Annotated in this window: 21 protein-coding genes, 1 other RNA gene and 1 pseudogene; 11 read left to right on the top strand and 12 right to left on the bottom strand. The window is 36.3% G+C overall.

Annotated features, from left to right (window positions below):
• The first annotated feature begins 236 nt into the window (after positions 1-236).
• From PYW37_RS09185 to lmrA, 4 genes are all read left to right on the top strand, one after another.
• Entirely contained in the window at positions 237-1,112 is an 876-nt protein-coding gene (locus PYW37_RS09185; RefSeq protein ID WP_023188899.1) for a MarR family winged helix-turn-helix transcriptional regulator, read from the top strand.
• Positions 1,113-1,137: 25 nt separating this feature from the next.
• Entirely contained in the window at positions 1,138-1,626 is a 489-nt protein-coding gene (locus PYW37_RS09180) for a flavodoxin domain-containing protein (RefSeq protein WP_044009626.1), read from the top strand.
• Positions 1,627-1,652: 26 nt separating this feature from the next.
• On the top strand, positions 1,653-2,327 hold the full coding sequence (locus tag PYW37_RS09175) for an SGNH/GDSL hydrolase family protein (RefSeq protein WP_025016752.1): 675 nt from the start codon (positions 1,653-1,655) through the stop codon (positions 2,325-2,327).
• A gap of 101 nt (positions 2,328-2,428) precedes the next feature.
• Positions 2,429-4,183, top strand: coding sequence for a multidrug efflux ABC transporter LmrA (gene lmrA / locus PYW37_RS09170; RefSeq protein ID WP_032943351.1), 1,755 nt, complete (start codon positions 2,429-2,431; stop codon positions 4,181-4,183).
• Positions 4,184-4,201: 18 nt separating this feature from the next.
• Here the strand turns inward: lmrA and PYW37_RS09165 are convergent, their stop codons facing one another.
• The 4 genes from PYW37_RS09165 to PYW37_RS09150 all read right to left on the bottom strand — a co-directional run bounded on the left by PYW37_RS09165 (position 4,202) and on the right by PYW37_RS09150 (position 8,054).
• A complete protein-coding gene (locus PYW37_RS09165; protein ID WP_015426050.1) occupies positions 4,202-4,813 on the bottom strand; it encodes a TMEM175 family protein in 612 nt (203 codons plus the stop codon).
• A gap of 70 nt (positions 4,814-4,883) precedes the next feature.
• On the bottom strand, positions 4,884-5,528 hold the full coding sequence (locus tag PYW37_RS09160; protein WP_025016751.1) for a DedA family protein: 645 nt from the start codon (positions 5,526-5,528) through the stop codon (positions 4,884-4,886).
• Positions 5,529-5,734: 206 nt separating this feature from the next.
• The gene (locus PYW37_RS09155) at positions 5,735-7,729 is read right to left on the bottom strand and encodes an ABC transporter ATP-binding protein/permease (RefSeq protein WP_023188896.1); all 1,995 of its coding nucleotides are present in this window, start codon (positions 7,727-7,729) and stop codon (positions 5,735-5,737) included.
• Positions 7,730-7,835: 106 nt separating this feature from the next.
• Positions 7,836-8,054 carry a zinc ribbon domain-containing protein gene (locus tag PYW37_RS09150; RefSeq protein WP_003129656.1) on the bottom strand — a complete coding sequence of 73 codons (219 nt, stop codon included), beginning with the start codon at positions 8,052-8,054 and terminating at the stop codon, positions 7,836-7,838.
• A gap of 209 nt (positions 8,055-8,263) precedes the next feature.
• Here PYW37_RS09150 and PYW37_RS09145 point away from each other — a divergent pair, with 209 nt between their 5' ends.
• The gene (locus PYW37_RS09145; RefSeq protein ID WP_017864289.1) at positions 8,264-8,926 is read left to right on the top strand and encodes a YoaK family protein; all 663 of its coding nucleotides are present in this window, start codon (positions 8,264-8,266) and stop codon (positions 8,924-8,926) included.
• Positions 8,927-8,957: 31 nt separating this feature from the next.
• On the opposite strand, the pseudogene PYW37_RS09140 reads toward PYW37_RS09145, so the two are convergent.
• Positions 8,958-9,944 (bottom strand): annotated as a pseudogene (locus PYW37_RS09140) (zinc-binding alcohol dehydrogenase family protein).
• Positions 9,945-10,111: 167 nt separating this feature from the next.
• Between PYW37_RS09140 and PYW37_RS09135 the strand changes: the two are divergent.
• From PYW37_RS09135 to PYW37_RS09110, 6 genes are all read left to right on the top strand, one after another.
• Positions 10,112-11,221 carry a vitamin B12 independent methionine synthase gene (locus PYW37_RS09135; protein ID WP_003129660.1) on the top strand — a complete coding sequence of 370 codons (1,110 nt, stop codon included), beginning with the start codon at positions 10,112-10,114 and terminating at the stop codon, positions 11,219-11,221.
• Between the two features lie 125 nt (positions 11,222-11,346).
• The gene (locus tag PYW37_RS09130) at positions 11,347-12,099 is read left to right on the top strand and encodes an MBL fold metallo-hydrolase (protein ID WP_017864291.1); all 753 of its coding nucleotides are present in this window, start codon (positions 11,347-11,349) and stop codon (positions 12,097-12,099) included.
• A complete protein-coding gene (locus PYW37_RS09125; RefSeq protein WP_025016750.1) occupies positions 12,087-13,025 on the top strand; it encodes a metallophosphoesterase family protein in 939 nt (312 codons plus the stop codon). The genes PYW37_RS09130 and PYW37_RS09125 overlap by 13 nt, the downstream gene beginning before the upstream one ends.
• Complete coding sequence (tadA, locus tag PYW37_RS09120) at positions 13,026-13,493, top strand: tRNA adenosine(34) deaminase TadA (protein ID WP_003129664.1); 468 nt, start codon at positions 13,026-13,028, stop codon at positions 13,491-13,493.
• Positions 13,494-13,508: 15 nt separating this feature from the next.
• Positions 13,509-13,594: signal recognition particle sRNA small type (gene ffs / locus PYW37_RS09115), an RNA gene on the top strand.
• Between the two features lie 50 nt (positions 13,595-13,644).
• Positions 13,645-14,169 carry a hypothetical protein gene (locus PYW37_RS09110; RefSeq protein ID WP_025016749.1) on the top strand — a complete coding sequence of 175 codons (525 nt, stop codon included), beginning with the start codon at positions 13,645-13,647 and terminating at the stop codon, positions 14,167-14,169.
• 25 nt (positions 14,170-14,194) lie between these two features.
• On the opposite strand, the gene PYW37_RS09105 is transcribed toward PYW37_RS09110, so the two are convergent.
• The 7 genes from PYW37_RS09105 to menD form a co-directional block, all read right to left on the bottom strand.
• Entirely contained in the window at positions 14,195-14,611 is a 417-nt protein-coding gene (locus PYW37_RS09105) for a PaaI family thioesterase (protein WP_023188891.1), read from the bottom strand.
• A gap of 371 nt (positions 14,612-14,982) precedes the next feature.
• Complete coding sequence (menC, locus tag PYW37_RS09100; RefSeq protein WP_023188890.1) at positions 14,983-16,095, bottom strand: o-succinylbenzoate synthase; 1,113 nt, start codon at positions 16,093-16,095, stop codon at positions 14,983-14,985.
• Complete coding sequence (menE, locus tag PYW37_RS09095) at positions 16,092-17,447, bottom strand: o-succinylbenzoate--CoA ligase (protein ID WP_023188889.1); 1,356 nt, start codon at positions 17,445-17,447, stop codon at positions 16,092-16,094. The genes menC and menE overlap by 4 nt, the downstream gene beginning before the upstream one ends.
• Before the next feature lie 126 nt (positions 17,448-17,573).
• Entirely contained in the window at positions 17,574-18,416 is an 843-nt protein-coding gene (gene menB / locus PYW37_RS09090; RefSeq protein WP_023188888.1) for a 1,4-dihydroxy-2-naphthoyl-CoA synthase, read from the bottom strand.
• A gap of 233 nt (positions 18,417-18,649) precedes the next feature.
• The gene (locus tag PYW37_RS09085) at positions 18,650-18,781 is read right to left on the bottom strand and encodes a hypothetical protein (RefSeq protein WP_023188887.1); all 132 of its coding nucleotides are present in this window, start codon (positions 18,779-18,781) and stop codon (positions 18,650-18,652) included.
• 21 nt (positions 18,782-18,802) lie between these two features.
• A complete protein-coding gene (gene menH, locus PYW37_RS09080; protein ID WP_025016746.1) occupies positions 18,803-19,618 on the bottom strand; it encodes a 2-succinyl-6-hydroxy-2,4-cyclohexadiene-1-carboxylate synthase in 816 nt (271 codons plus the stop codon).
• Positions 19,608-21,290: a 2-succinyl-5-enolpyruvyl-6-hydroxy-3-cyclohexene-1-carboxylic-acid synthase gene (menD, locus tag PYW37_RS09075; protein ID WP_025016745.1), complete on the bottom strand. Its 1,683-nt coding sequence runs from the start codon at positions 21,288-21,290 to the stop codon at positions 19,608-19,610. Before menD ends, menH begins: the two co-directional genes overlap by 11 nt.
• Positions 21,291-21,302 lie beyond the last annotated feature (12 nt).

Genomic DNA, 21,302 nt, shown 5'->3' with positions numbered 1-21,302 from the left:
AAACTAATTAAATGTTTTATAATCTTTTTTGTTAGGTAAATAAAAAATAAACTAACTAATTAATTTAAACTTTTCAAGAAATTAAAAGATAGTAAAGGAGAACCAATGATTAAGATGATAAAAATAATAATTCAAAAATTGAATTGGTTCATCAGACTTATTGAAGGCCCAGATGAACGACTAATCTATGCTTTTGATGACGAATTACAAAGAATTTGATATAAGGAGAATACATAATGTCAGAACAAACAAATAACTTATTGAATCTATTTTCAAAACTATTGCACAATCCAAACATCCTTTTTGCTTTAAGAGCAGATGGGATTTCAAAACAAATGAAAAATCGCGGTAACCGCAATGGAGCTCAAGGTTTACTCGTTGAATTATGGAATAAAGATGGTCTAACCAATGCAGAAATTGCCGAACTTCTTGATATTAAACCTTCAAGTGTAACAGCTCAGGTTAAACAATTAGAAGAAGCGGAAATGGTTATTCGTAAACAAGATGAGAATGATAAACGTGTCAGCCGCATTTTCTTGACTGATAAAGGTCGTGAAGCTCAAGAAACACGTGATACAATGCATAATGATATTTCAGAAACAATTTTTGGCAATCTAACAGATGAAGAACAAGAACAATTAGCCTTTCTAATGGAAAAATTAGTAGAAAATAACGACGCACGTAATGATCAAGATTTCCAACGAATGGCACAATTTTTCGGAAATCCATTTATGGAAAATATGATGAATGCTCATGACCGTCATGCATTTGGGAATCACATGCGCCGTGAAATGCAAAATTGGCAACGTGAAATGCGTCGTTCATCTCAAGAAATGAAACGTGGACAAAATCGTATGCGTCGTGACGAACGCTCACAAGCTCCGTTTGGTGAAGATTGGAAAGCCTTTGGTAAGCAGCTCAAAGATAGCTTTAAAAATAATTTTGGTGGGAGAGATCAAGCCGATTTTAATGAACATTGGGATCACTTTTCAGATGAAATGAAAAATCGTTTTGGTGATTTTGACGGAAACCGTCGTCCAGATTTTGATTCTAAACCAAAGACAGACAAAAATAAAGAACCTAAAAAACCAGAAAACTGGGATGATTTCTAAGGATTGAATAGATAAGGAGCGGAAAATGAGAACACTCATCGCTTACGCTGGTAAGACAGGAAATACTGCCAAGTGCGCTAGAAAGCTAGCGATACATTTAAATCAGGTCACACTTGTGGATTTAAATGCTGAAGTAGTAAATCCTAAAGATTTTGATGCTGTGATTGTTGCCAGCCCTGTTTATAGTCATAAATTTGAACGTTCAGTAGGCAGTCTCTTAAAAAAATATCAAGAAATTTTGCAAACGAAACCTTTTGCGGCATTCGTTACAATGGTTGAATATGATAGTTTTACGAAAGTGATTAAAAAAGAAATCGCCGAACCTTTGCGCAAAAAAGCTGTAGCTATCGCAAACTTTGGAGGGGAGGTAAATAATTTGACCCCTTTTAACTGGCACGATAAAATTATTGCAAAATCAATGATAAAGCTAGAGTCTAAAAAACACCCGATTGAGTTTTTACCAGAAGCTGAGAAACAGTTTGTGGCTCAATTAAACAAAGTAGAGTGGATTTAAAATAGCTAAATTTATAGGAGAAGATAATGTCAAAAGAAACCAAAGCTCTTACGATAAACCCTCAGCTTGCAGCTTTTCAAGAAGAACTTCTTAAAAACTATGACAAGGCAAACCTATCAGCAAAAAAGGGACAAACTTTATTTATTGGCTCATCATTAATGGAGATATTTCCTATTGAGAAGTGGGAGGAAGCTGGAGAAGTTACTTTTTCACACTATATCTACAATCGGGCGGTTAGAGCCACGACGACCTCATTTTTATTAGAACACATAGAGAGTCAAATTTTTAATTTGGAACCTTCAAAAATCTTTATTAATATTGGAACGAATGATACCGGTTTTGAGATTCCAGAAGAAGAGTTTTTGAATAACTATGATCAAATTCTTTCTCAAATAGAAAGTAAATTACCTCAAACGCAAGTTTATGTGATGCGCTACTATCCGATTAATACGGTTGATTTTGGTCAAGACTCAGATGAAAAAACTTTATTTGAAACGAGAAGTAATGAAAAGTTTCAAAAAGCTTCAGATAAAATAAAAAAACTTGCAGATAACCATCATTTTCACTTTATTGATGTTAATGATGGTTTATCTGATGAAAATGGCAATTTGAAAAAAGAATTAACTTTTGATGGAGCGCATCTAAATCCAGCGGGCTATCAACTTGTCTTAGAAAACCTCAAAGTTTATTTGGAAGAATAAAAAATAATTCAAGACGAAAAGTAATTGAAATCATTTCTTTTCGTCTTGAAATTCAATAATTAGAAAAAGGAAGTAAGCAAACAATGGAAAGAGGTCCACAAATGGCCAATCGTATCGAAGGAAAAGCGGTTGACAAAACATCCATTAAACATTTCGTCAAATTGATTCGTGCTGCAAAGCCACGTTATCTTTTCTTTATCATTGGGATTCTAGCAGGAATCGTTGGAACACTAATTCAATTACAAGTCCCCAAAATGGTTCAACCACTTGTTAATAGTTTTGGACATGGAGTAAACGGTGGCAAAGTTGCCTTAGTTATCGCTCTTTATATTGGTTCAGCTGCTGTTTCGGCTATTGCAGCAATTGTCCTTGGGATATTTGGTGAATCAGTTGTAAAAAATCTAAGGACGCGTGTCTGGGATAAAATGATTCATCTGCCAGTAAAATATTTTGATGAAGTTAAAACAGGAGAAATGAGTTCTCGTTTAGCCAACGATACCACCCAAGTTAAAAATTTAATTGCAAACAGTATTCCACAAGCTTTTACGTCTATTTTACTTTTGGTTGGTTCAATTGTCTTCATGCTTCAGATGCAATGGCGTTTGACCCTTGCCATGATTATTGCTGTTCCAGTAGTTATGCTCATTATGTTCCCGATTATGACTTTTGGCCAAAAAATTGGGCGAACTAGACAAGATTCTTTAGCAAATTTCCAAGGGATTGCTAGTGAATCATTATCAGAAATTCGCTTAGTAAAATCTTCAAATGCTGAAAAACAAGCCTCTAAAAAAGCAGAAAATGATGTCAATGCCCTTTATAAAATTGGGGTAAAAGAAGCCATCTTTGATGGTTTGATGTCACCAGTTATGATGTTATCAATGATGCTGATGATCTTTGGACTTCTTGCTTACGGAATTTATCTCATCTCAACAGGAGTCATGAGTCTTGGAACTTTGCTTGGAATGATGATGTATTTGATGAACTTAATCGGAGCCGTACCAACTGTGGCGACTTTCTTTACAGAACTTGCTAAAGCTTCAGGATCAACAGGTCGTTTGACCGAATTACTTGATGAAGAACAAGAAGTACTTCATCAAGGAGAAAGTCTTGATTTGGAAGGAAAAACCCTCTCAGCTCGCCATGTTGACTTTGCTTATGATGATTCTGAACAAATTTTACGTGATATCTCTTTTGAAGCTCAACCTAATTCAATTATTGCCTTTGCCGGACCTTCAGGTGGTGGTAAATCAACAATTTTCTCTCTTTTAGAACGTTTTTATCAACCAACGGCAGGAGAAATTACAATTGATGGTCAACCGATTGATAATATTTCTTTGGAAAATTGGCGGAGTCAAATTGGTTTTGTCAGTCAAGATTCAGCAATTATGGCTGGAACCATTCGTGAAAATTTAACTTATGGACTTGAAGGAGACTATACAGATGAAGACCTTTGGCAAGTTCTTGACTTAGCTTTTGCAAGAAGCTTTGTTGAAAATATGCCTGATCAACTTAATACGGAAGTTGGTGAACGAGGTGTGAAAATATCTGGTGGTCAAAGACAACGTTTAGCAATTGCTCGTGCTTTCTTGAGAAATCCAAAAATCCTGATGCTTGATGAAGCAACGGCTAGTTTGGATAGTGAATCAGAATCAATGGTTCAAAAGGCTTTAGATAGTTTGATGAAAGGTCGCACAACGCTCGTAATTGCGCATAGACTTTCAACAATTGTTGATGCGGATAAGATTTACTTCATTGAAAAAGGTCAAATCACAGGGAGTGGCAAACATAATGAACTTGTTGCCACACATCCACTCTATGCTAAGTATGTTTCAGAACAATTGACTGTTGGTCAATAAACTAAAAAGCTCAACGATTTAAGTTGAGCTTTTTTTATTTTGACTTCTTATTGTTGCAATAATCATTTCTCCTGCTGTATAAATGAATACAAAAGGGGGATAGAAGAAAGTGATAATGAAGCTAATGACCATTCCAATCTTCCAAAAAGGATTCCGTAAATAGTGATAAACTTCCATTTGAGCGATTAGTTCAGCCTTTTCTTTAGGATTGTCAGCAATAAAACAATCGGTCATATAACTATATGCAAATCCCCAAATATAAATCATCACGATAAAGAGTAGGGCAGGTGCTTTTGGTGAGTGGATTCCGAAATCATGAAAGAAGTCCATTGTGCGTCCAGCCCAAGCAGAAAGTACAGGAAGCATTGATAATGAGAGTACCCAAATCATGCAACTATGATAGATTCGACGAGTGATTTTCTCAGCCTGTGAAAGCATATATTGTTGATTAAACCAAGAAGTTGTAACATAGATAAAACTCAAAAGGTAAGCAATCAGATAGACGAGATTATCTTTCAAAAAATCAAGAATTCCACCTGTTTTAGGTAATTCGAATTCTAATAACATAATAGTCATTATTACTGCAATAATTGCATCAATAAAACCGGCTAAACGCCCTTTAGATACCATAAAATCTCCTTTGTATTACCAATTATAACAAAAGTTAATGAAATTTTATAAAAAAAATAAGCATTAAAGCTTATTCTTCTGTATCAGATGAATAGTTTTTATTTTTGGGGAAAAATCGTTTCTTGACAAAGATAAGAATCGCAAGGATGAAAATAATCCCTAAAATCACAACCACAACTGAAGAGTAAGAATCAAGAATTCCAGCAATCATCTCCCAGTTATCACCAAGAGCGGCTCCAAGGCACACTAGAACAATGTTCCAAATAAGTGTTCCCAAGGTTGTTAAAATAAGAAAACTTGGGAGTTTCATTTTAGCAGAACCAGCAGGGATTGAAATTAGACTTCTAATTAAAGGAATGAATCGACAGAAGAAGATTGTTGCATATCCTCTCTTTAAAAACCATTTTTCAGCTTTTGTGATGTCCTCTGGTTTAAGACGAAGTACTTTTCCTAAACGTCCAGAAACTAATTTTTCTAAGCGTTCAACGCTTAAAAGACGACCGACGAAGTAGAGTATCAATGCACCAAGCACAGAACCAATAGTGGCTGCGATAATCATGCCGATAATCCCCAGTTCGCTATAAGTAGTCATGAAACCACCGAAAGTTAAGATTACTTCGGAAGGAATTGGTGGGAAGATGTTCTCAATCATAATGAGAAAGGCAACACCAAAGTAGCCAAATTGGTTCATGACTTGGATAATTATTTCTTGCATTAATACTCCTTTTATTTGTCTATTACTTTAATTCTAACATAAGGCTGGAAGGCCACCAAACAATATAAAGTACAAAAAATAGGCTTTGTCTTTTGGCAAGGTCTATTTTTTGAAATCATAGGTTTACTGACAGAGGCTGTCAGTAGATAAACTTCATCTACAAGTTCTGTCAGTCATTTGAAATTACTGACAGAAGAATTTGTATGTTATTCAGAAGCGAGGGCTTCAATTGTGTTCAAACGTGCTGCACGTCCACTTGGAGCTAAACTTGCGAGGAGAGCAATTAATACAGCAACGATAATCGCAAAGATAATGTGTCCACCAGAAATTTGAACGATACTTGCCCCGTCAAGGAAACTACTTAGAGCTTTATTGATGAGGAATTGTCCGAGGTAGGCAAATCCAATAGCGATAGCGGCTGATGACAGACCAAGAATCAAGCTTTCAGCGGTGAAGAGACGAGAAATATCTTTCTTACGTCCACCGAGTGCGCGGATAACACCAATTTCTTTTGTCCGTTCAGCAACAGACATGTAAGTAGTAACAACAATCATAAAGATTGAGACAATCAAACTGATTCCGGCAATAGCGGCAAGAACATAGCTGACGATATTTGTAATATTAGTGATGACATCGAGGAATGAAGTAACACTATATGTAACAAATGCTTTTGTTCCATCAATTTTCAAGTTTTGAATGTCAGAAGTTGTTGATTTGACATTATCTACTTTATTAACTGTAACTACTGCATAAGTGGCATCACTATCTGCATTAGCAGATTCAAGAGCAGCTTTGACAGTATTGTAAGTGGCAATTAGGCTGCTAGAAGAGCTTGCTGGGCCTTGAGGATTTTTCAAAATACCAGATACAGTGAATTCTTTTGTAACTTCAACACTTGCTCCAGCAGCTGTTTTAGCTGGAATTTTTAAAGTAATTTTCTTACCAACTAATGATTTATAATCTTTATTTAATTCTTTAGCATCACTAGCATAGATTGCGATTTCGCCATCAACAGGTTTTGAACCGGCAACGTAATCATCATTGATATTTGATTGAGTCCAAGTATCAAGAGTCATTAAACCAGATTTAGATTTATCACTGGCAGTAAGTGTTCCTAAGCCAGAAATTGAATAAGTTGGCTCAACTTTTTTGACGTTATCAACTTTTTTCAATTTTGAAAGATGAGTACTGTCAAGGTTAGTAGCAGCATTTCCAAGTTCTTGTTGCGTTTGTTGGAGTGCTTGCTCATTTCCTAATTTATTATCAGTTGTTGTCCGCTTGAAGATGGTAACCACATTCGGATTGACACTTGAAGTAATGGTGTCATTCATATATTTGGTTGCACCATTTCCTAGTCCTAAGAAAAAGATGACTGAGAACAGGCCGATTGCTGTTCCGATTGCAATTAATAAATTAATTTTCCAAGAGTGAGTAAAGTGTTTAAAGGCTGTTCTGAAAGTATCACGATATGACAATGCTTTTGAGTTCATCCGTTGATGTGATTCAACAGGATAGGGTTCTTTTAGACGTTCGTCACCTGTGATTTGTCCATCGGCCAAACGGATAATTCTTGTACCGTAATCAGCAACTTCTTGTGAGTGAGTAACGACGATTACTGTTTTACCAGATTGAGCAATTTGACGTAAGAGCGCTAAAACTTCTTTCGTGTTTTGTGAGTCAAGAGCACCAGTAGGTTCATCAGCAAGAATAATTTCAGGGTCAGAAGCTAGGGCACGCGCGATTGCGACTCTTTGTTTTTGTCCTCCAGAAAGTTGTGATGGATTTTTCTTACGGTGTTCATAAAGACCAACTTGTTTTGTGAGCTCAATCGCTCTTTCATGACGCTCTTTATCAGATAAGCTTGTCATTTTAAGGCTGATTAAAATGTTATCTAATACACTCAAATAGCTAACAAGATTGAAAGATTGGAAGATGAAACCGATAGTATCTCGACGGTAAGCATCCATATCTTTTTCTTTTTTTGTTTTTTGAGCAAGGCCGTCAACGATGACATCCCCCTCATATTTACGGTCAAGTCCTCCGATGATATTCATCAAAGTTGACTTACCTCCCCCGGATTCTCCTAGGAGACTGACGAAATCACCACGTTCAAACTCGAGGTTGATTCCTTTGAGGACAGGAAATTCTTCTTTTCCAAGAAAATAGGATTTCCTAATATTTTTTAATTCCAAAACGGCCATAAAGACTCTCTTCCTTTTCTTAAAGTATGTACTTTACATTATAACTTAATTTTCTTAAATAAAAATAAGACCTAAGTCTTATTTTCAAATTTATTGACTACCTAAGCTAACCGTTCAGTAAAAAATCTAAAATATTCATTCCCGTACTCGTTTGTGCTTTGTAGAGTTCTGTATAACCACATTGAGAACAAGAAATAGTAATAAATTTCTTATTTTGAACATCAAAAATCTTTGAAAAATTTCCACCGGTTGCTTGAAGTTGATCTTCTTCAAAATTATGATTGCCACATTTGATACAAGTGTATTGTTGTTGATAGCCGTTCATTTTAACTCCTCCTCGTTAGTAAAGTGAAAAAACGCTTGTCTTCTTAATTATTTAAATCCATTATAACTCAAAAAAGTTGATTCTTTTAGTCTTTTGAATCCGCTTCACTATTTAATATATTACTTAAATCTAGAATAATAAATAAAAAAGTGAAATTCAAACCATTATTGAAAAACAATGAAAATAATCTTTGTGATATAATTCTAATTATGGATAGACAAGTTAAAGAAAAACTGCGTATTGCATTAATTTTTGCATTAAATGCAGGTTTTATGGATGGTTTCTCATTCTTTCATTTTAATGACCGTTTTATTGGTGCACAATCAGGGAATGTTATTCAGGCGGGGATTAATATTGCTAAAGGAGATTTTGCTAGGTTTTGGGATTTTGCAATTCCGATTATCTTCTTTATATTAGGAGTAATGACTCGGGGCTTTTATTCTCACTATTTGATGAAACGTCGCCGTTTTGATGCCTCTTATTTGTTATTGGTTCAATGGTCAGGGGTGACAATTTTTGCCTTGGCTTATGGTTTGGGCTTGAAGATTCCTGTTTCCTTTTATGTTGGGATTTTCTCTTACTTTATGGCGATTCAATATGATACTTTTACAAAAGTTCATGGTCGTGCTTACGGAAGTATCTTTATGACAGGAAATATGAAGTCCATGTCGGCAAATCTTGCTCAGTATATCATTACCAAAGATAAACAAAAACTCCGGTCAGTTGGTATATATGCCGCGCTTATCAGTATTTTCTTTGCTGGAGCAGCTATTGCAACACTTGCTGGAAATTGGTTTGGAAGTTGGACGATGATGGGCTCTACTTTCATGATAGGGGTCGTTTATCTAATTGTTCGTTTTGATGAAATATAAAAATCCTCAAATAAGAGGATTTTTTTAAGCGTTAAGATAGGATAATTTTCCCTATTGTATGATTTTCTTCAATGAGTTCATGAGCTTTTTTCACATTCTCAGCAGTAATTGGTCCGAGATTCTGAGTCATTGTACTTTTTAGAACGTCATTATCTAGCCATTCAGAAACTTTATTTAAAATATCATGTTGACTTTGTAAATCAGATGTATTTGAGACGACTTTTGTAAACATCCATTCAAAGTTAAAACGTGCAGATTTATGAGCTAGTTGATCTAAATTAATAGCTTGCCCTGGTTCAACAATATTTGCAATCGAACCTTGTGGCGCAATTAACTCATTTACTGCTGGCATATGTTCAACAACGGCATTTAAAATTAAAATATAATCTACAAACTTAAAGCCAAGTTCATGAACTTGAGGAACCAAATTTTCATGATGATTGACGGTATAATCGGCGCCAAAATTTTTGACCCATTCAATGGCTTGGGGATTTGATGCCGTAGCAATTACTGTCAATCCAGCATTTTTGGCCATTTGGATTGCTACTGAGCCAACACCACCTGCACCATTAATAATGAGGAGTGATTTTCCTTTAGATTTATCAGTCACTTCTAGTTTTTCAAAGAGAAGTTCATAGGCAGTCAAACTTGTTAGAGGCATAGCGACTGCTTTTTCTTTGGTCAAATTTTTGGGAGCAAAACCAACAATTCGTTCATCAACGGCTTGAAATTCAGCATTTGAACCTGAACGAGTAACATCACCGGCCCAAAACACTTTATCCCCAACCTTAAAAAGCTTAGTTTCACTCCCAAGTTCGACGACAGTTCCTAAACCATCCCAACCTAGAATTTTTGGTTCTGCTAAATTTCCTTTAATCCCTTTTCTAACCTTTGTATCAACTGGATTGATTGAGATTGCCTCGACTTATATCAATAAATCATGGGGTCTTAAGATTGGCTTTTCTATTTCAAAGTCAATAAAATTTTTGCTAGAATCAATAGTTCCAATTGCTTTCATCTCTCTACCTCTCTTATAAGTAAAAGTTTATACCAGTCTGACTCCTAAGTCAATCACTTGAATTTAATATTAAATATTTACATCATGTCATTAAAAATTTCTAAGACCAAAGAAATGATGCTTTGCTACAATGGAATGAGTTAAACTAATAGAATTTAGGTAATTTCATGACAAAAACTTATAAGCATTATCATTTTGACCACGTTGGAAGTTTTCTCCGTCCCCAAACTTTAAAAGAAGCACGTTTGGCTTATTCAGAAGGGCAACTTCCATTAAGTGACTTTAAAAAAATTCAAGAATCTGAAATTAAGAGATTAGTGAAAGAAGAAGTGAACGTTGGCCTTAAAGCGGTGACAGATGGAGAATTTAATCGTTCGTGGTGGCACTTAGATTTCCTCTGGGGGCTTAATGGAGTTGGGACTTATGAACAAGAGGATTCTTATAAATTCCATGGTGCAAAAACAAGGACAACTAATATTGAATTGACTGGTAAAGTAGCTTTTAACCCAGAACATCCCTTTTTTGCGGATTTTAACTATTTAAAAAGTCTTTTACCAGAAGGAGTTGAACCTAAAGTTACTATTCCTTCACCTTCGTTAATTCCTAATCGTGATGGTCGTTCAGACCGTTGGCCAGAATTTTATGGAAGTTGGGAAGAATTCTTAGATGATTTGGCTCAAGCTTATCATGAAACTTTGCTCCATTTTTATGAATTGGGTGCGCGTTATATTCAACTGGACGATACGACTTGGGCTTATCTTATTGCCAGATTATTAGATGATCCAGAAAACCATGAAAAGTATGTTAAGATGTGTGAAGACATTGTCTATCTTGTTAATAAGCTCTTGAAGGATTTGCCTGAGGACTTGAGAGTTTCAACTCATATTTGTCGAGGAAATTTCAAATCAACTTATTTATTTGAGGGTTCTTATGAGCCTGTGGCAAAATACTTAGGTCAGCTTAATTATGATACTTTCTTTTTAGAATACGATGATGCTCGCTCAGGTTCTTTTGCTCCCTTAGCAGAAATTTGGAATCAAAGAAAAGATGTCTTGCTTGTGTTAGGACTTTTCACTTCTAAACATCCAGAACTTGAAAAGTATGAAGACATTAAAGCTCGCTTAGACGAGGCGCTTGAATCGATTCCACTTGAAAATTTGGCACTTTCAACACAATGTGGATTTGCTTCTACAGAAGAAGGAAACGATTTGACTGAGGAAGAAGAATGGGCTAAATTAGCACATATTAAAAAGATTGTGGATAAAATTTGGAAATAAAGTAAAAGTGGTGGATTCTACCACTTTTTTTGTTTGTCAGTAAAGATTAAATGGCGCATAAGCTAAATTAGCTTTGCTTTGTTATAATAGACTTAAGCAAAAAATAAAGAAAGCGAGAAAAAAATATGAAATTAACAGCACTAGGTGTTTGGGGCGGATATCCTACGCGCGATGCCGGAACAACCTCTTATCTTTTACAATCAGAATCAGGCTTTAACATGCTTTTAGATTGTGGTTCACGCGCGGTGACAGAACTTGAACATGAATTGCAACCAACTCAACTTGATGCAGTTATTTTGAGTCATTATCATGAAGACCATATTGCAGATTTGGGTGCTCTTCGCCAATATCGTCAGCTTTATCCATTGGGTCAAGATGGTTGGGATGGAATGATGTTGCCTATTTATGGCCATGGGGAAAATGAATATGAATTTTCTAAATTAACTTTGGATAAGGTTTCGGAAGGTCATCTTTATGATGTCGAAAATGGAACAAAAGTTGGTCCTTTTGATATTACTTTTCTAAAAACAGTTCATCCTGTGGTGAATTATGCCATGCGCATTGTTGAACGCAGAACGGGACAAGTTTTGATTTATACTGGAGATACGGGTTATTTTGATGAATTGACTGACTTTGCCAAAGAGGCTGACCTTCTTCTTGCTGATGTTTATTTCTTTAAAGATAAAGCAAAAATGCCTAATCACTTATCATCAATTGAAGCCGGTCAAATTGCTAAGGATGCAAAGGTTAAAAAATTAATTTTGACTCATCTGCCACAATTTGGTGATTTGGATATTTTACTGACAGAAGCAAAAGAAGCAGCAGGGGATGCTGTCATTACTGATTTAGCAGTTCCGCATAAAAAATGGCAACTTTGATAAGCCCTTTTAAAAAGCTAATTTTCCTCATTTCATTTATCATTTTACTGACAGGAATTTTCTTTGGTTTTGTCAGTATCCAAAATTGTGTGCTTAATTACAATCCACCAAAAACGAAAAGTCAGATTGAACAATTGGTTAAAAAAAGTGCTGACAGTTCTAAAACGAGGTTTGTCAGTGATGATAAGCACTATCAGCGTAATTTATTTGTTTCTGACATTCATGGACGCTTATCTGGCTTGAAAAAAGCGCTGACAGAGATTCATTTTAGTAAAAATGACCGGCTTTTTGTCTTGGGAGATAGCATTGATCATGGCCGTTTTGGCTTTGATGCTTTACTTTATTTGTTGAAAACTTTGCCAGATGCTGGTTATCATGTGACAGTCATGATGGGAAATCATGAGCAAATGTGGTCAGAGCTTGCAAGTGACGGTAAAACGGATGAAGAGCAACTTTCAAATGCAATTGGAACGATTTATATTTATGAAGGGGCTCCACCAAATGGCTGGCAGTATTCAATTGAAAACTGGAAAAAGCTGTCAGTTACTGACAGACAATTTTTACTGACAGAAATGAAAAATAACTTTGGTCAGCCAGAACAGTTGATTGAAAAAATTGGAAATAAGTGGGTGGTACTCTCTCATAGTGCAAAAATGTGCCTTTCTTATGAAAAAGAGAAGACAAAAGATTTGTTTTGGGAACATTTGCCAGGTGATTCTTTTGAACGGCGAAATAGTGTTGCTAAAGCTGTGGGCGTACCAAACACTGATGTTCAGGTCTTTGTTGGTCATGTGAGTGGTTTTTTATTTGGGAAACATCGAAACTATATTTGTTTAGATAATACAGTTGTCAATGGGACATTAGAACAATTTGAAGCAGTTCCAGTCAAAATATATTGTCTTGAACAAGAGAAATTTTTAGGATAAATGAATTTTACAGAAGAAGAAAAAGAATTTTTTATGAAGGAAGCACTCAAAGAAGCGCAGAAAGCAGCTGAAAATGAGGAAGTTCCGATTGGAGTTGTCATCGTCAAAGACGGCGAAATTATTGCGCGTGATTTCAATAGGCGAGAGCTTGATGGTCGGGCGACACATCATGCTGAAGTTTGCGCGATTGAAGCGGCAAATCAGGCAGTGGGAAATTGGAGACTTCTTGATTGCGCCCTCTTTGTCACCATTGAACCTTGTGTCATGTGTGCCGGAGCAATTGGGTTAGCGCGGATTCCACAAGTTTACTTTGGAGCGACAAATCCTAAATTTGGAGGAACGGTCAGTCTTTATCAGATTTTAGAAGACAAGCGACTGAACCATCGAGTCCAAGTAGAATCGGGGATTTTAGAAGACGAGTGTGCAAAAATCATGCAAGATTTCTTTAAAAATAGACGAAAAAAATAAATTGTGTTATAATAGTTTTCGGAGCAATAAGTTTCTTACGAAGCGTGTCAGGACCTGACGGTAGCAGCACTAAGTATGGAGCTTATGTGCTCTTTTTTTGTATCCTTATTTATGGTAAAGTATCATTATAAAGATGACAAAGGAGGAGTTTATGAAAAATGAAAATTGGAAAAATATGAAATGGGTAATTTTAGTTTTAGTGGTAATTTTGATTCCTTTAGTAATTTTTAAATCTTGTCAGAGTTTGACTAAAAGTCAAAATGAGAAGAAAAATAAAAAAGATTCAATTCATTTTTTGCATGGCGCTTGGATTTCAGATGTAAGATTACCAATGTCTAAAGAGCTCAAGGTACAATTTTATCGAGCCAATTTGGATAATGAGTCTCATTTTAAATATGGTAAAGAACAAGTGGAGTTAATATTTAGAGAATTGAAAAATGGTCGAGGGAATATTGATGGGGAATTTGTAAGAGAAAATTCTGTTTATCGCCCATTGAATGAACTCGACAAAGATGGTTTTCGACCAGTGAAAATAAATATTAATAAAAGAGGAGAAGAAGCTTTTTTCCGTTATAAAGTTATTAATAAAAATAAAGTAAAAACGAGAATTCTTCCTTCAGGAAGTGATAAGGTTGCTGATGAATTTGAGGTTTATTTTATAAGAGAAAATGGTTAACTTACGCCGTCTAAAAAAACTCTGACTATTTGTCAGAGTTTTTTTGTGGTACCAAAGCATTGACCACTGTGATTTGAGAAATGAGCGTTTCATTTTCGTCAGTGATTTTGATTTCCCAGACATGGTTGCGTTTGCCATTTTTGAGGAGAAGACCGCGGGCATTTACGAAACCTTCGCATTTTTTTGGATTGAGATGGTTGGCGTTAATGCTTTGACCAAAGGCAAAGTATTGACCGGAGCCGATTGCATTACTTGCCATACCAGCTGTGATTTCAGCGAGAGCAAGACTTGCACCTCCATTTAAAAAGCCTTGTGGTTGAGCATGAAAATCGCTGAGAATCATTTTACTTGAGAATTTATAAATTTTACTGACAAACTTGTCAGAATTCTCGTCAGTAAAAACTTGAAAATCTGTGATATTGAGTTGGTCAATCATGTTCATTGGAAAATCTCCTTAATAAGATGTGAGACCGCCCTAGGGCCTTAGCACTTTAGTGCACGAGCTTCGGGGACAGCGACAAGCAAGTTTGTCGCTGACTGTCTTGAAATGATGAAAAATGCCTTTTTGGCTGACGCTTGCCCTGCCAGCAAGTACTTGCGATTCTCGTTGCGCTTTAGCATGGACATTCGAGCGTAGCGAAGAACAGTACTTAGCTGGAACCGATAACGTAGCTAGCGACATTGCCAAAAGAGACAACGGAGCGGATGTAGGAAAAAAGTGGTTCTGCTTGAAGCAGAGCTTCAAGGTTGTGGATGAAATTTGCGAAGTAAAATTCACCTGTAAGTAGAGGTTCCAGTTTTTTTCTTTTTCGTTCATCTAAAGTAGGTCATAATTAATTTATTTACAGTATAACCTTTGAGTAGCGTTTCATTAACTGACAGACCGATACCAATTCCAGTCGGGACGGTCATCCAACCGTTTGGAAATGCAATTTCTGGTTGAATGAGGTCTATGTCAAAATAATGCTTAGAATCGGATAAATCACCGGCCATAGCATTTCCAGAAAGCGCAGCGAGTTGGACATGGAGTATTTTTGAGATACCAGACTCAACCATACTGCCAATCCAAAAGCCAATCTGATGCTGTCTGCAAAATTCGATAGCTTTTTGCGTTTGATAAAGTCCACCTAAACGACCTATTTTTACATTGAGCATCGTTTGAAAAGGAAGTTCTGTCAGTATTTTTAGACTTTCTAAATCTTGAACGGATTCGTCAAAGCAAATTGGTGTTAAGAAGTTTTCTGTCAGTAATTTTAATTCGGATAAATCTTTGATATCAAAAGGTTCTTCGATACAAGCCAGACCAAGTTCGTCTAGCTCTTTGATGACTGGCCAGTCTGTCAGTTGAAAACTTCGATTGGCATCAAGAGCAAATGTAATTTGTGGATATCTTTTTACCAGCTTTTTAATCAAGTCAGTCCCAATTTGTGGACTAATTTTTAATTTAATTCTTTTGACGCCACTGTTAATAAGTTGGCCAATTTCCTTAATGGTTTGCTCGTCAGACATTTGTCCAAGCACCGCACCACGTGGGATTTTATCAGCTAATTTTTCTTGGAAAAGACCAGCAATCAAATTTTTATTTCTTTCTTTAAAATACAAATCTAGAAGTGCATTTTCTAGTCCGGCCAGTGCCATTGGTAAGGGATTTCTAAAAAATTCATGTATTTCAAAAGGGTGTGAGAATTCTTTTTGCAAAATTTCTGGCAGGTAAGTTTCTTCCAAGATTTTCCAAGAATCAGCAAAAGTTTCTGAAGTATAAAAAGGAGTCGTGAAAGCAACAACTTCACCAAATCCCGAAAGTCCGTTAGGACTTTCAACTTTTATAATAATTGTATCTCGGAGATTTAAGGAACCTTTGGCGGTCTTAAAATTAAATTTCATAGGGAGTTGAACATGAAACATTGTAATTTTTTCAATTATCATCCTTTAAGCTCTTTTCTCAAGATTTTTCCAGAAGCATTTTTGGGCAATTCATCCATGAAAGTGATGGATTGTGGTCGTTTGTATTTTGCCAGTTTTTCAGTGAGAAAGTTTTCTAATTTTTCTTGGGAAATATTGCCTGAAACGAAGAGAATTGGCACTTGTCCCCACTTGGCATCTGGCTTAGCAACAAGTGCACATTCCTTGATTTCAGGAAGAGAATAAACTAAATCTTCGATTTCTTTGGGGTAAATATTTTCACCGCCAGAAATAATGATATCTTTTCTGCGATTGAGCAGATAGAGAAAACCGTCCGCGTCAAGATAACCAATATCGCCTGTTTCAAAAGCTGTGCCGTAAGGCTTTTGGCCTAGGTAAGCTTTCATCAACATCGGAGATTTTAACCAAATTTCACCAACGCCAGCAAGGTCAGCTTGACGAATCTCAATTTCAACACCTGGTAAAGGCCGCCCGACAGAGCTTGTTTTATCAGGGAAATCTAAAATATTAAAAGTGACAGATTGTGAAAAACTTTCAGTCATTCCATAAGTTTTGTAAATAGGAAGCCCTAATTCTTGGCATTTTTTGATTAAAGGTTGGGGAATAAATTCACCACCAAGTAGAATTAAACGTAAGTTATTGCTATGCAATTTGTCAGCAATTCTTGTAAGGAGGGTTGGGACGAGTGAAACCATGTTGATTTTCCCAGAATTGATCATTTCAAGAAGTTGGTTTTCATCAAATTTATCAACAACGGTCGCTGATGTTGCATTATATAAAGTACGCATAATAATGGAAAGCCCAGAGACATGAAACATGGGTAAGATGACAAGCCAATTATCATTGTCATAAGCGCCAAGCGTTTCCTTTGAGGCTTTGACGTGATTTGAAATCATGCCCCAAGTAATAGGGACAGATTTAAATTTTCCGGTAGTAGCGGAAGTGTTCATGATGACCGCAATTTTTTCATCAGAAAAATCTGCTGACAGACTTACAGGGCAAGGGTTACTAGTCCAAATTTCTGAAAAAGAAATGCTGTCAGTAATTTTTTCTGTCAGTGAATCCGATGTGAAGACTGTCTCAATCTCGAGTTCCTTGATTTGGTCAGCTAGTTCATATTCGGTCAAGTGTGTATTTAATAGAAGAACTTCTTTTGACAAACCGAGCAAGGCAAACAAAACGACTGCCATTTCAACAGAGTTTTCTGAAAGGAGCGCAACCCGTGATTGATTGTCAATAAGAGGAGCCAAATGTTCAGCCATCTTATTGACTTCCTGATTGATTTGGGCAAAAGTATAGTCATTTAAAAATTGTTTTTGAGGATAAAGTTCCGCCTGTTTTTTTAACCATTTCATATTTTAAGATGTGAGCGAACTCGATTTTCTCCTTTCTGTGTATTTTTTACTGACAGAAATCCTGTCAGTAACTTTTAAATCACAAAAAGCGTCAAAAAGACGCTTTGTCAGCAATTTTGGAAATTTTTATGGGAATTTTGGAAATTGGTCAAAATCAGGTTTGCGTTTTTCTTTGAAAGCATCGCGTCCTTCTTTGGCTTCATCCGTAGTATAGAACATAAGTGTTGCATCTCCTGCAAATTGTTGCAGTCCAGCAAGTCCGTCAGTTGCAGCATTCATTGAACCTTTGAGCATACGAAGCGCCATTGGTGAGAGGGCAAGCATTTCTTGGGCCCATTGAACGGTTTCTTCTTCCAGACGGTCAAATGGAACAACAGTATTAACCATTCCCATGTCCATTGCTTCTTGGGCAGTATATTGACGGCAGAGGAACCATATTTCACGTGCTTTCTTTTGCCCAACCATAGCGGCAAGTAAACCAGCACCATAACCAGCATCAAAAGAACCAACACGCGGACCAGTTTGCCCAAATTTTGCGTTTTCAGAAGCGATAGTCAAATCACAAACGATATGTAACACGTGACCTCCACCAATGGCAAAACCATTCACCATGGCAATGACAGGTTTTGGTGTAATCCGAATCAAATGTTGCAAATCTAAAACGTTCAAACGAGGAATTTGGTCTTCACCAACATATCCACCATTTCCACGTACTTTTTGGTCACCACCAGAACAAAAGGCTTCTTTATCTTCACCTTTTCCATGATTTGCACCAGTCAAAATAATCACGCCGACATTGGTATCATCACGAGCGACACTAAAAGCATCAATCATTTCAACGACAGTTTTGGGACGGAAAGCATTGCGGACTTCAGGACGATTGATCGTGATTTTGGCAATCCCATTGTAAGTTTCATAAATAATATCTTCGTAGTTACGGTTGAGAGCAACCCAGTTAAATTTTGACATGATTCTCCTTTAAGATGTGAGGACGAGCGCTAGAAGTTGTGGAAATTAGAAAAATGCGGTTCTGGGCATAGCCCAAGTTCCATTTTATCTATTTTCATCAACTTCTGCGAGTCCGAACTCAATTAAAATTAAGATGTGAGGGGCCCTAGGGTCTTTACACTTTAGCGCTTAGACTTCAGGGTCAGCAACAAACTGATATTTTTGATGTCAGATTGTCGTTGAGTGTTTAGAAGTTATGAAATTCTATTATTTTCATTAACCTTCATAAGTCCACTTAGAAAAAATACTTTTATTGTATTTATTTCTGTCAGTAAAACTAATTCATCAGTTTTACTGACAGAAGTGATATAGTCATTACTTTTCAATTATATCATAAAGCATTTTGACTAAGGTAAAAATTCCTCTAGTATTTTTTGATAGGTGACCGGATTTTCTAGATGAATATTATGACCAGAAGCAGCAACAGAAATCCAAGTGACATTCGGATTTGGAGCAAAAATTTCTTTAGCAATTTTTGAATATTTTTCGTCTAAATCCCCAGATAAATAGAGAATGTTGGATTTTATTAAAGAAATTTTATCGCCAACATAGAAAAGCTGGCCTTGACCTGTTCCATTCAAAGTTTGGGCAAGAGCTAAGGGTGAATTGCTTGCACGGCTTTCCCAAATTTCCTGTTGAATTTTTACTGACAGCTTTTTTTGTGATTCAAAAAGTGAAATATTAGCCCAAAAGTCAGCAAACCAAGCAGACCCATTTAACAAAATCTTCTGTCCTAATTCTTCGTCAGCCAGTCGTCTTTTTTTGCGGTCTTCACTAGATAAAAGCCCAGGACCAGTTGACTCTAAAATTAAATATTTAACAGGAGCTGACGGATAAGCAAGGCAATAACGAAGCGCCAATCGTCCGCCCATTGAATAACCAAGAAGTGAAAAAGTATTTCCGTCAGTAAATTGCGCAAATAGCAAGTGCAGATTTTTCAAAATCGCCTCAAGTTTATAAGGGGCAAGTTCCTTTGGTTTTGCTGATGAACCGTGACCTAACAAATCGATAGCAACAATTTTGTAGCCGGTCAAATGAAGATTTCGCCAGGTATTAGAACTTTCAGAAAAACCATGCAGTGCAAATAGGACCTCTCCAGTCCCCCAAATACGGACAGCATAATCAAAACCATCAATAGTAATTATTTTTTTATCAATTTTCATAAGTTGTATATTTTTGATGTAAAGCAAGACTTAAATCTTTATCCGTTTTAATTTCCAAAAGATGAATGCCAGATTGATGAAGAGAAGCTTCAAATTGCTGACCAAAATCAGCATAGCCACTGATCAAATGATAATCTAAACCAGTCAACTCAGCCAGTCCAGCAAAATTTAAACCATGAGGAGTTGAAAAAAGATAATCAAAATTCGGTACGCCTTTTTGAGCTAAATGATGAAAAATCCCACCACCGTCATTATTAAATAATACAATAGTTAGATTAAGTTCATGTGTTTTACCAACAATTAAACCATTTAAATCGTGTAGCATTGACAAATCCCCAGTCAATAAAACTGTCGGTTTACCCGTTGTAGCAATTCCGAGTGCAGTTGATTCAGTCCCGTCAATGCCATTCACACCACGATTTCCTAGAATTCTAACTTTGGCATCCGCTTTTTTCCACCAATAGTCAATATCTCTGATTTCCATACTATTTGAAACAAGAAGTTGAGCATCCAGTACTTCCAAATGTTTTTGTAGTTCTTGGACATAACGTCCTTCAAAAGGACTTTCTTCATAAGTCACTTTTTCAAGAAGTTGTCTCATTTTTTCTTGAGCATTTTGCCATTTTTCCAAATAAGAACTATCAGAATTTACTTTTTTAATTGAAGAAGCAAAAGGGAGAACATCAGACTGAACCATCGTTGTCGTTGTCAAACTAGGGTTGCGATAATCAAGAGCAGGGTCAACTTGAATAAATTCAGCTTCGTTATTGAAAGCAACGAATTGTTGCAAACGTTTAGAAACAGGCATTTGTCCAAAAAGCAGAATAGCATCCGCTTTTAATTGAGTTTTTAAATCATTATTTGCTAAAAAAGCATCATAAGAGTCTATGACCAAAGGATGATTATGATTACGCAGATTAGAAAGTGGATCCGCTAAAATTGGAGCTTTTAATTGTTCCGCAAGTTTTAAAAGTGCTTCAGAATAATCTTTGTCAAAATTGGCACCGGCTAAAATTAATGTTTTTCCAGAAAGCAATGCTTCATCAAATGGAAGTATTACTTGTGCTTGTCCCTTATAGAATTTAAAGGCATGTTTAGAACGTCCTTTTTCATAATTTTCACTTTTTAATTCTGGAACTAAAGGATCACGCAAGGGAACATTGATTTGCACAGGACCCGAAAGAGGGGAAATAGCTGATAAGACAGCTCGTTGTGCGACTTTACGTGGATAGGTCCAAAAGTTTTCTGTTTGAGACTGCTTTTGAATATGTGGAGCTTCAAGATTTTCAAAATGATTAACAAAATTTCCAAAAAATCTGGTCTGGTCGACTGTTTGAGGAGCTCCAACGAATTGAAGCTCAGCCGGTCTGTCCGCCGTTAAAATAATAAGGGGAACTCGACTCATTTTTGCTTCAAGGACAGCTGGGAAATGATGAGCCGCAGCAGAACCTGAAGTACAAACTAAAACAACAGGACGTTTTTTCGCTTTAGCAATTCCCAGAGCAAAAAAAGCAGCCGAACGTTCATCAATGTTGACATAAGTATCGTATTTTTTGTATTCCTCAAAGAGCATGGCTAAAGCCGTTGAACGTGAACCTGGACTAAAAACAGCTTCACGTACCCCTAAATTGAAAAGTTCATCAACAAAGGGAGCTAAATATTCATTGGTCATGACTATCTCCAT

The organism is Lactococcus lactis, from assembly GCF_029023865.1.
GTDB lineage: Bacteria > Bacillota > Bacilli > Lactobacillales > Streptococcaceae > Lactococcus > Lactococcus lactis.
The sequence above is the reverse complement of the archived record's forward strand: the minus strand, read 5'-3'. Positions and strand labels throughout refer to the sequence as shown.

Coding starts and splice junctions, on each gene's coding strand:
- PYW37_RS09185 (WP_023188899.1), top strand. CDS start 237: ATGTCAGAACAAACAAATAACTTATTGAATCTATTTTCAAAACTATTG.
- PYW37_RS09125 (WP_025016750.1), top strand. CDS start 12,087: ATGGCAACTTTGATAAGCCCTTTTAAAAAGCTAATTTTCCTCATTTCA.
- menE (WP_023188889.1), bottom strand. CDS start 17,447: ATGAAATGGTTAAAAAAACAGGCGGAACTTTATCCTCAAAAACAATTT.
- PYW37_RS09175 (WP_025016752.1), top strand. CDS start 1,653: ATGTCAAAAGAAACCAAAGCTCTTACGATAAACCCTCAGCTTGCAGCT.
- menH (WP_025016746.1), bottom strand. CDS start 19,618: ATGAAAATTGATAAAAAAATAATTACTATTGATGGTTTTGATTATGCT.
- PYW37_RS09150 (WP_003129656.1), bottom strand. CDS start 8,054: ATGAACGGCTATCAACAACAATACACTTGTATCAAATGTGGCAATCAT.
- PYW37_RS09105 (WP_023188891.1), bottom strand. CDS start 14,611: ATGAACATGATTGACCAACTCAATATCACAGATTTTCAAGTTTTTACT.
- menB (WP_023188888.1), bottom strand. CDS start 18,416: ATGTCAAAATTTAACTGGGTTGCTCTCAACCGTAACTACGAAGATATT.
- tadA (WP_003129664.1), top strand. CDS start 13,026: ATGAATTTTACAGAAGAAGAAAAAGAATTTTTTATGAAGGAAGCACTC.
- PYW37_RS09160 (WP_025016751.1), bottom strand. CDS start 5,528: ATGCAAGAAATAATTATCCAAGTCATGAACCAATTTGGCTACTTTGGT.
- PYW37_RS09130 (WP_017864291.1), top strand. CDS start 11,347: ATGAAATTAACAGCACTAGGTGTTTGGGGCGGATATCCTACGCGCGAT.
- menC (WP_023188890.1), bottom strand. CDS start 16,095: ATGATAATTGAAAAAATTACAATGTTTCATGTTCAACTCCCTATGAAA.
- PYW37_RS09180 (WP_044009626.1), top strand. CDS start 1,138: ATGAGAACACTCATCGCTTACGCTGGTAAGACAGGAAATACTGCCAAG.
- PYW37_RS09135 (WP_003129660.1), top strand. CDS start 10,112: ATGACAAAAACTTATAAGCATTATCATTTTGACCACGTTGGAAGTTTT.
- PYW37_RS09110 (WP_025016749.1), top strand. CDS start 13,645: ATGAAAAATGAAAATTGGAAAAATATGAAATGGGTAATTTTAGTTTTA.
- PYW37_RS09165 (WP_015426050.1), bottom strand. CDS start 4,813: ATGGTATCTAAAGGGCGTTTAGCCGGTTTTATTGATGCAATTATTGCA.
- PYW37_RS09145 (WP_017864289.1), top strand. CDS start 8,264: ATGGATAGACAAGTTAAAGAAAAACTGCGTATTGCATTAATTTTTGCA.
- lmrA (WP_032943351.1), top strand. CDS start 2,429: ATGGCCAATCGTATCGAAGGAAAAGCGGTTGACAAAACATCCATTAAA.
- menD (WP_025016745.1), bottom strand. CDS start 21,290: ATGACCAATGAATATTTAGCTCCCTTTGTTGATGAACTTTTCAATTTA.
- PYW37_RS09155 (WP_023188896.1), bottom strand. CDS start 7,729: ATGGCCGTTTTGGAATTAAAAAATATTAGGAAATCCTATTTTCTTGGA.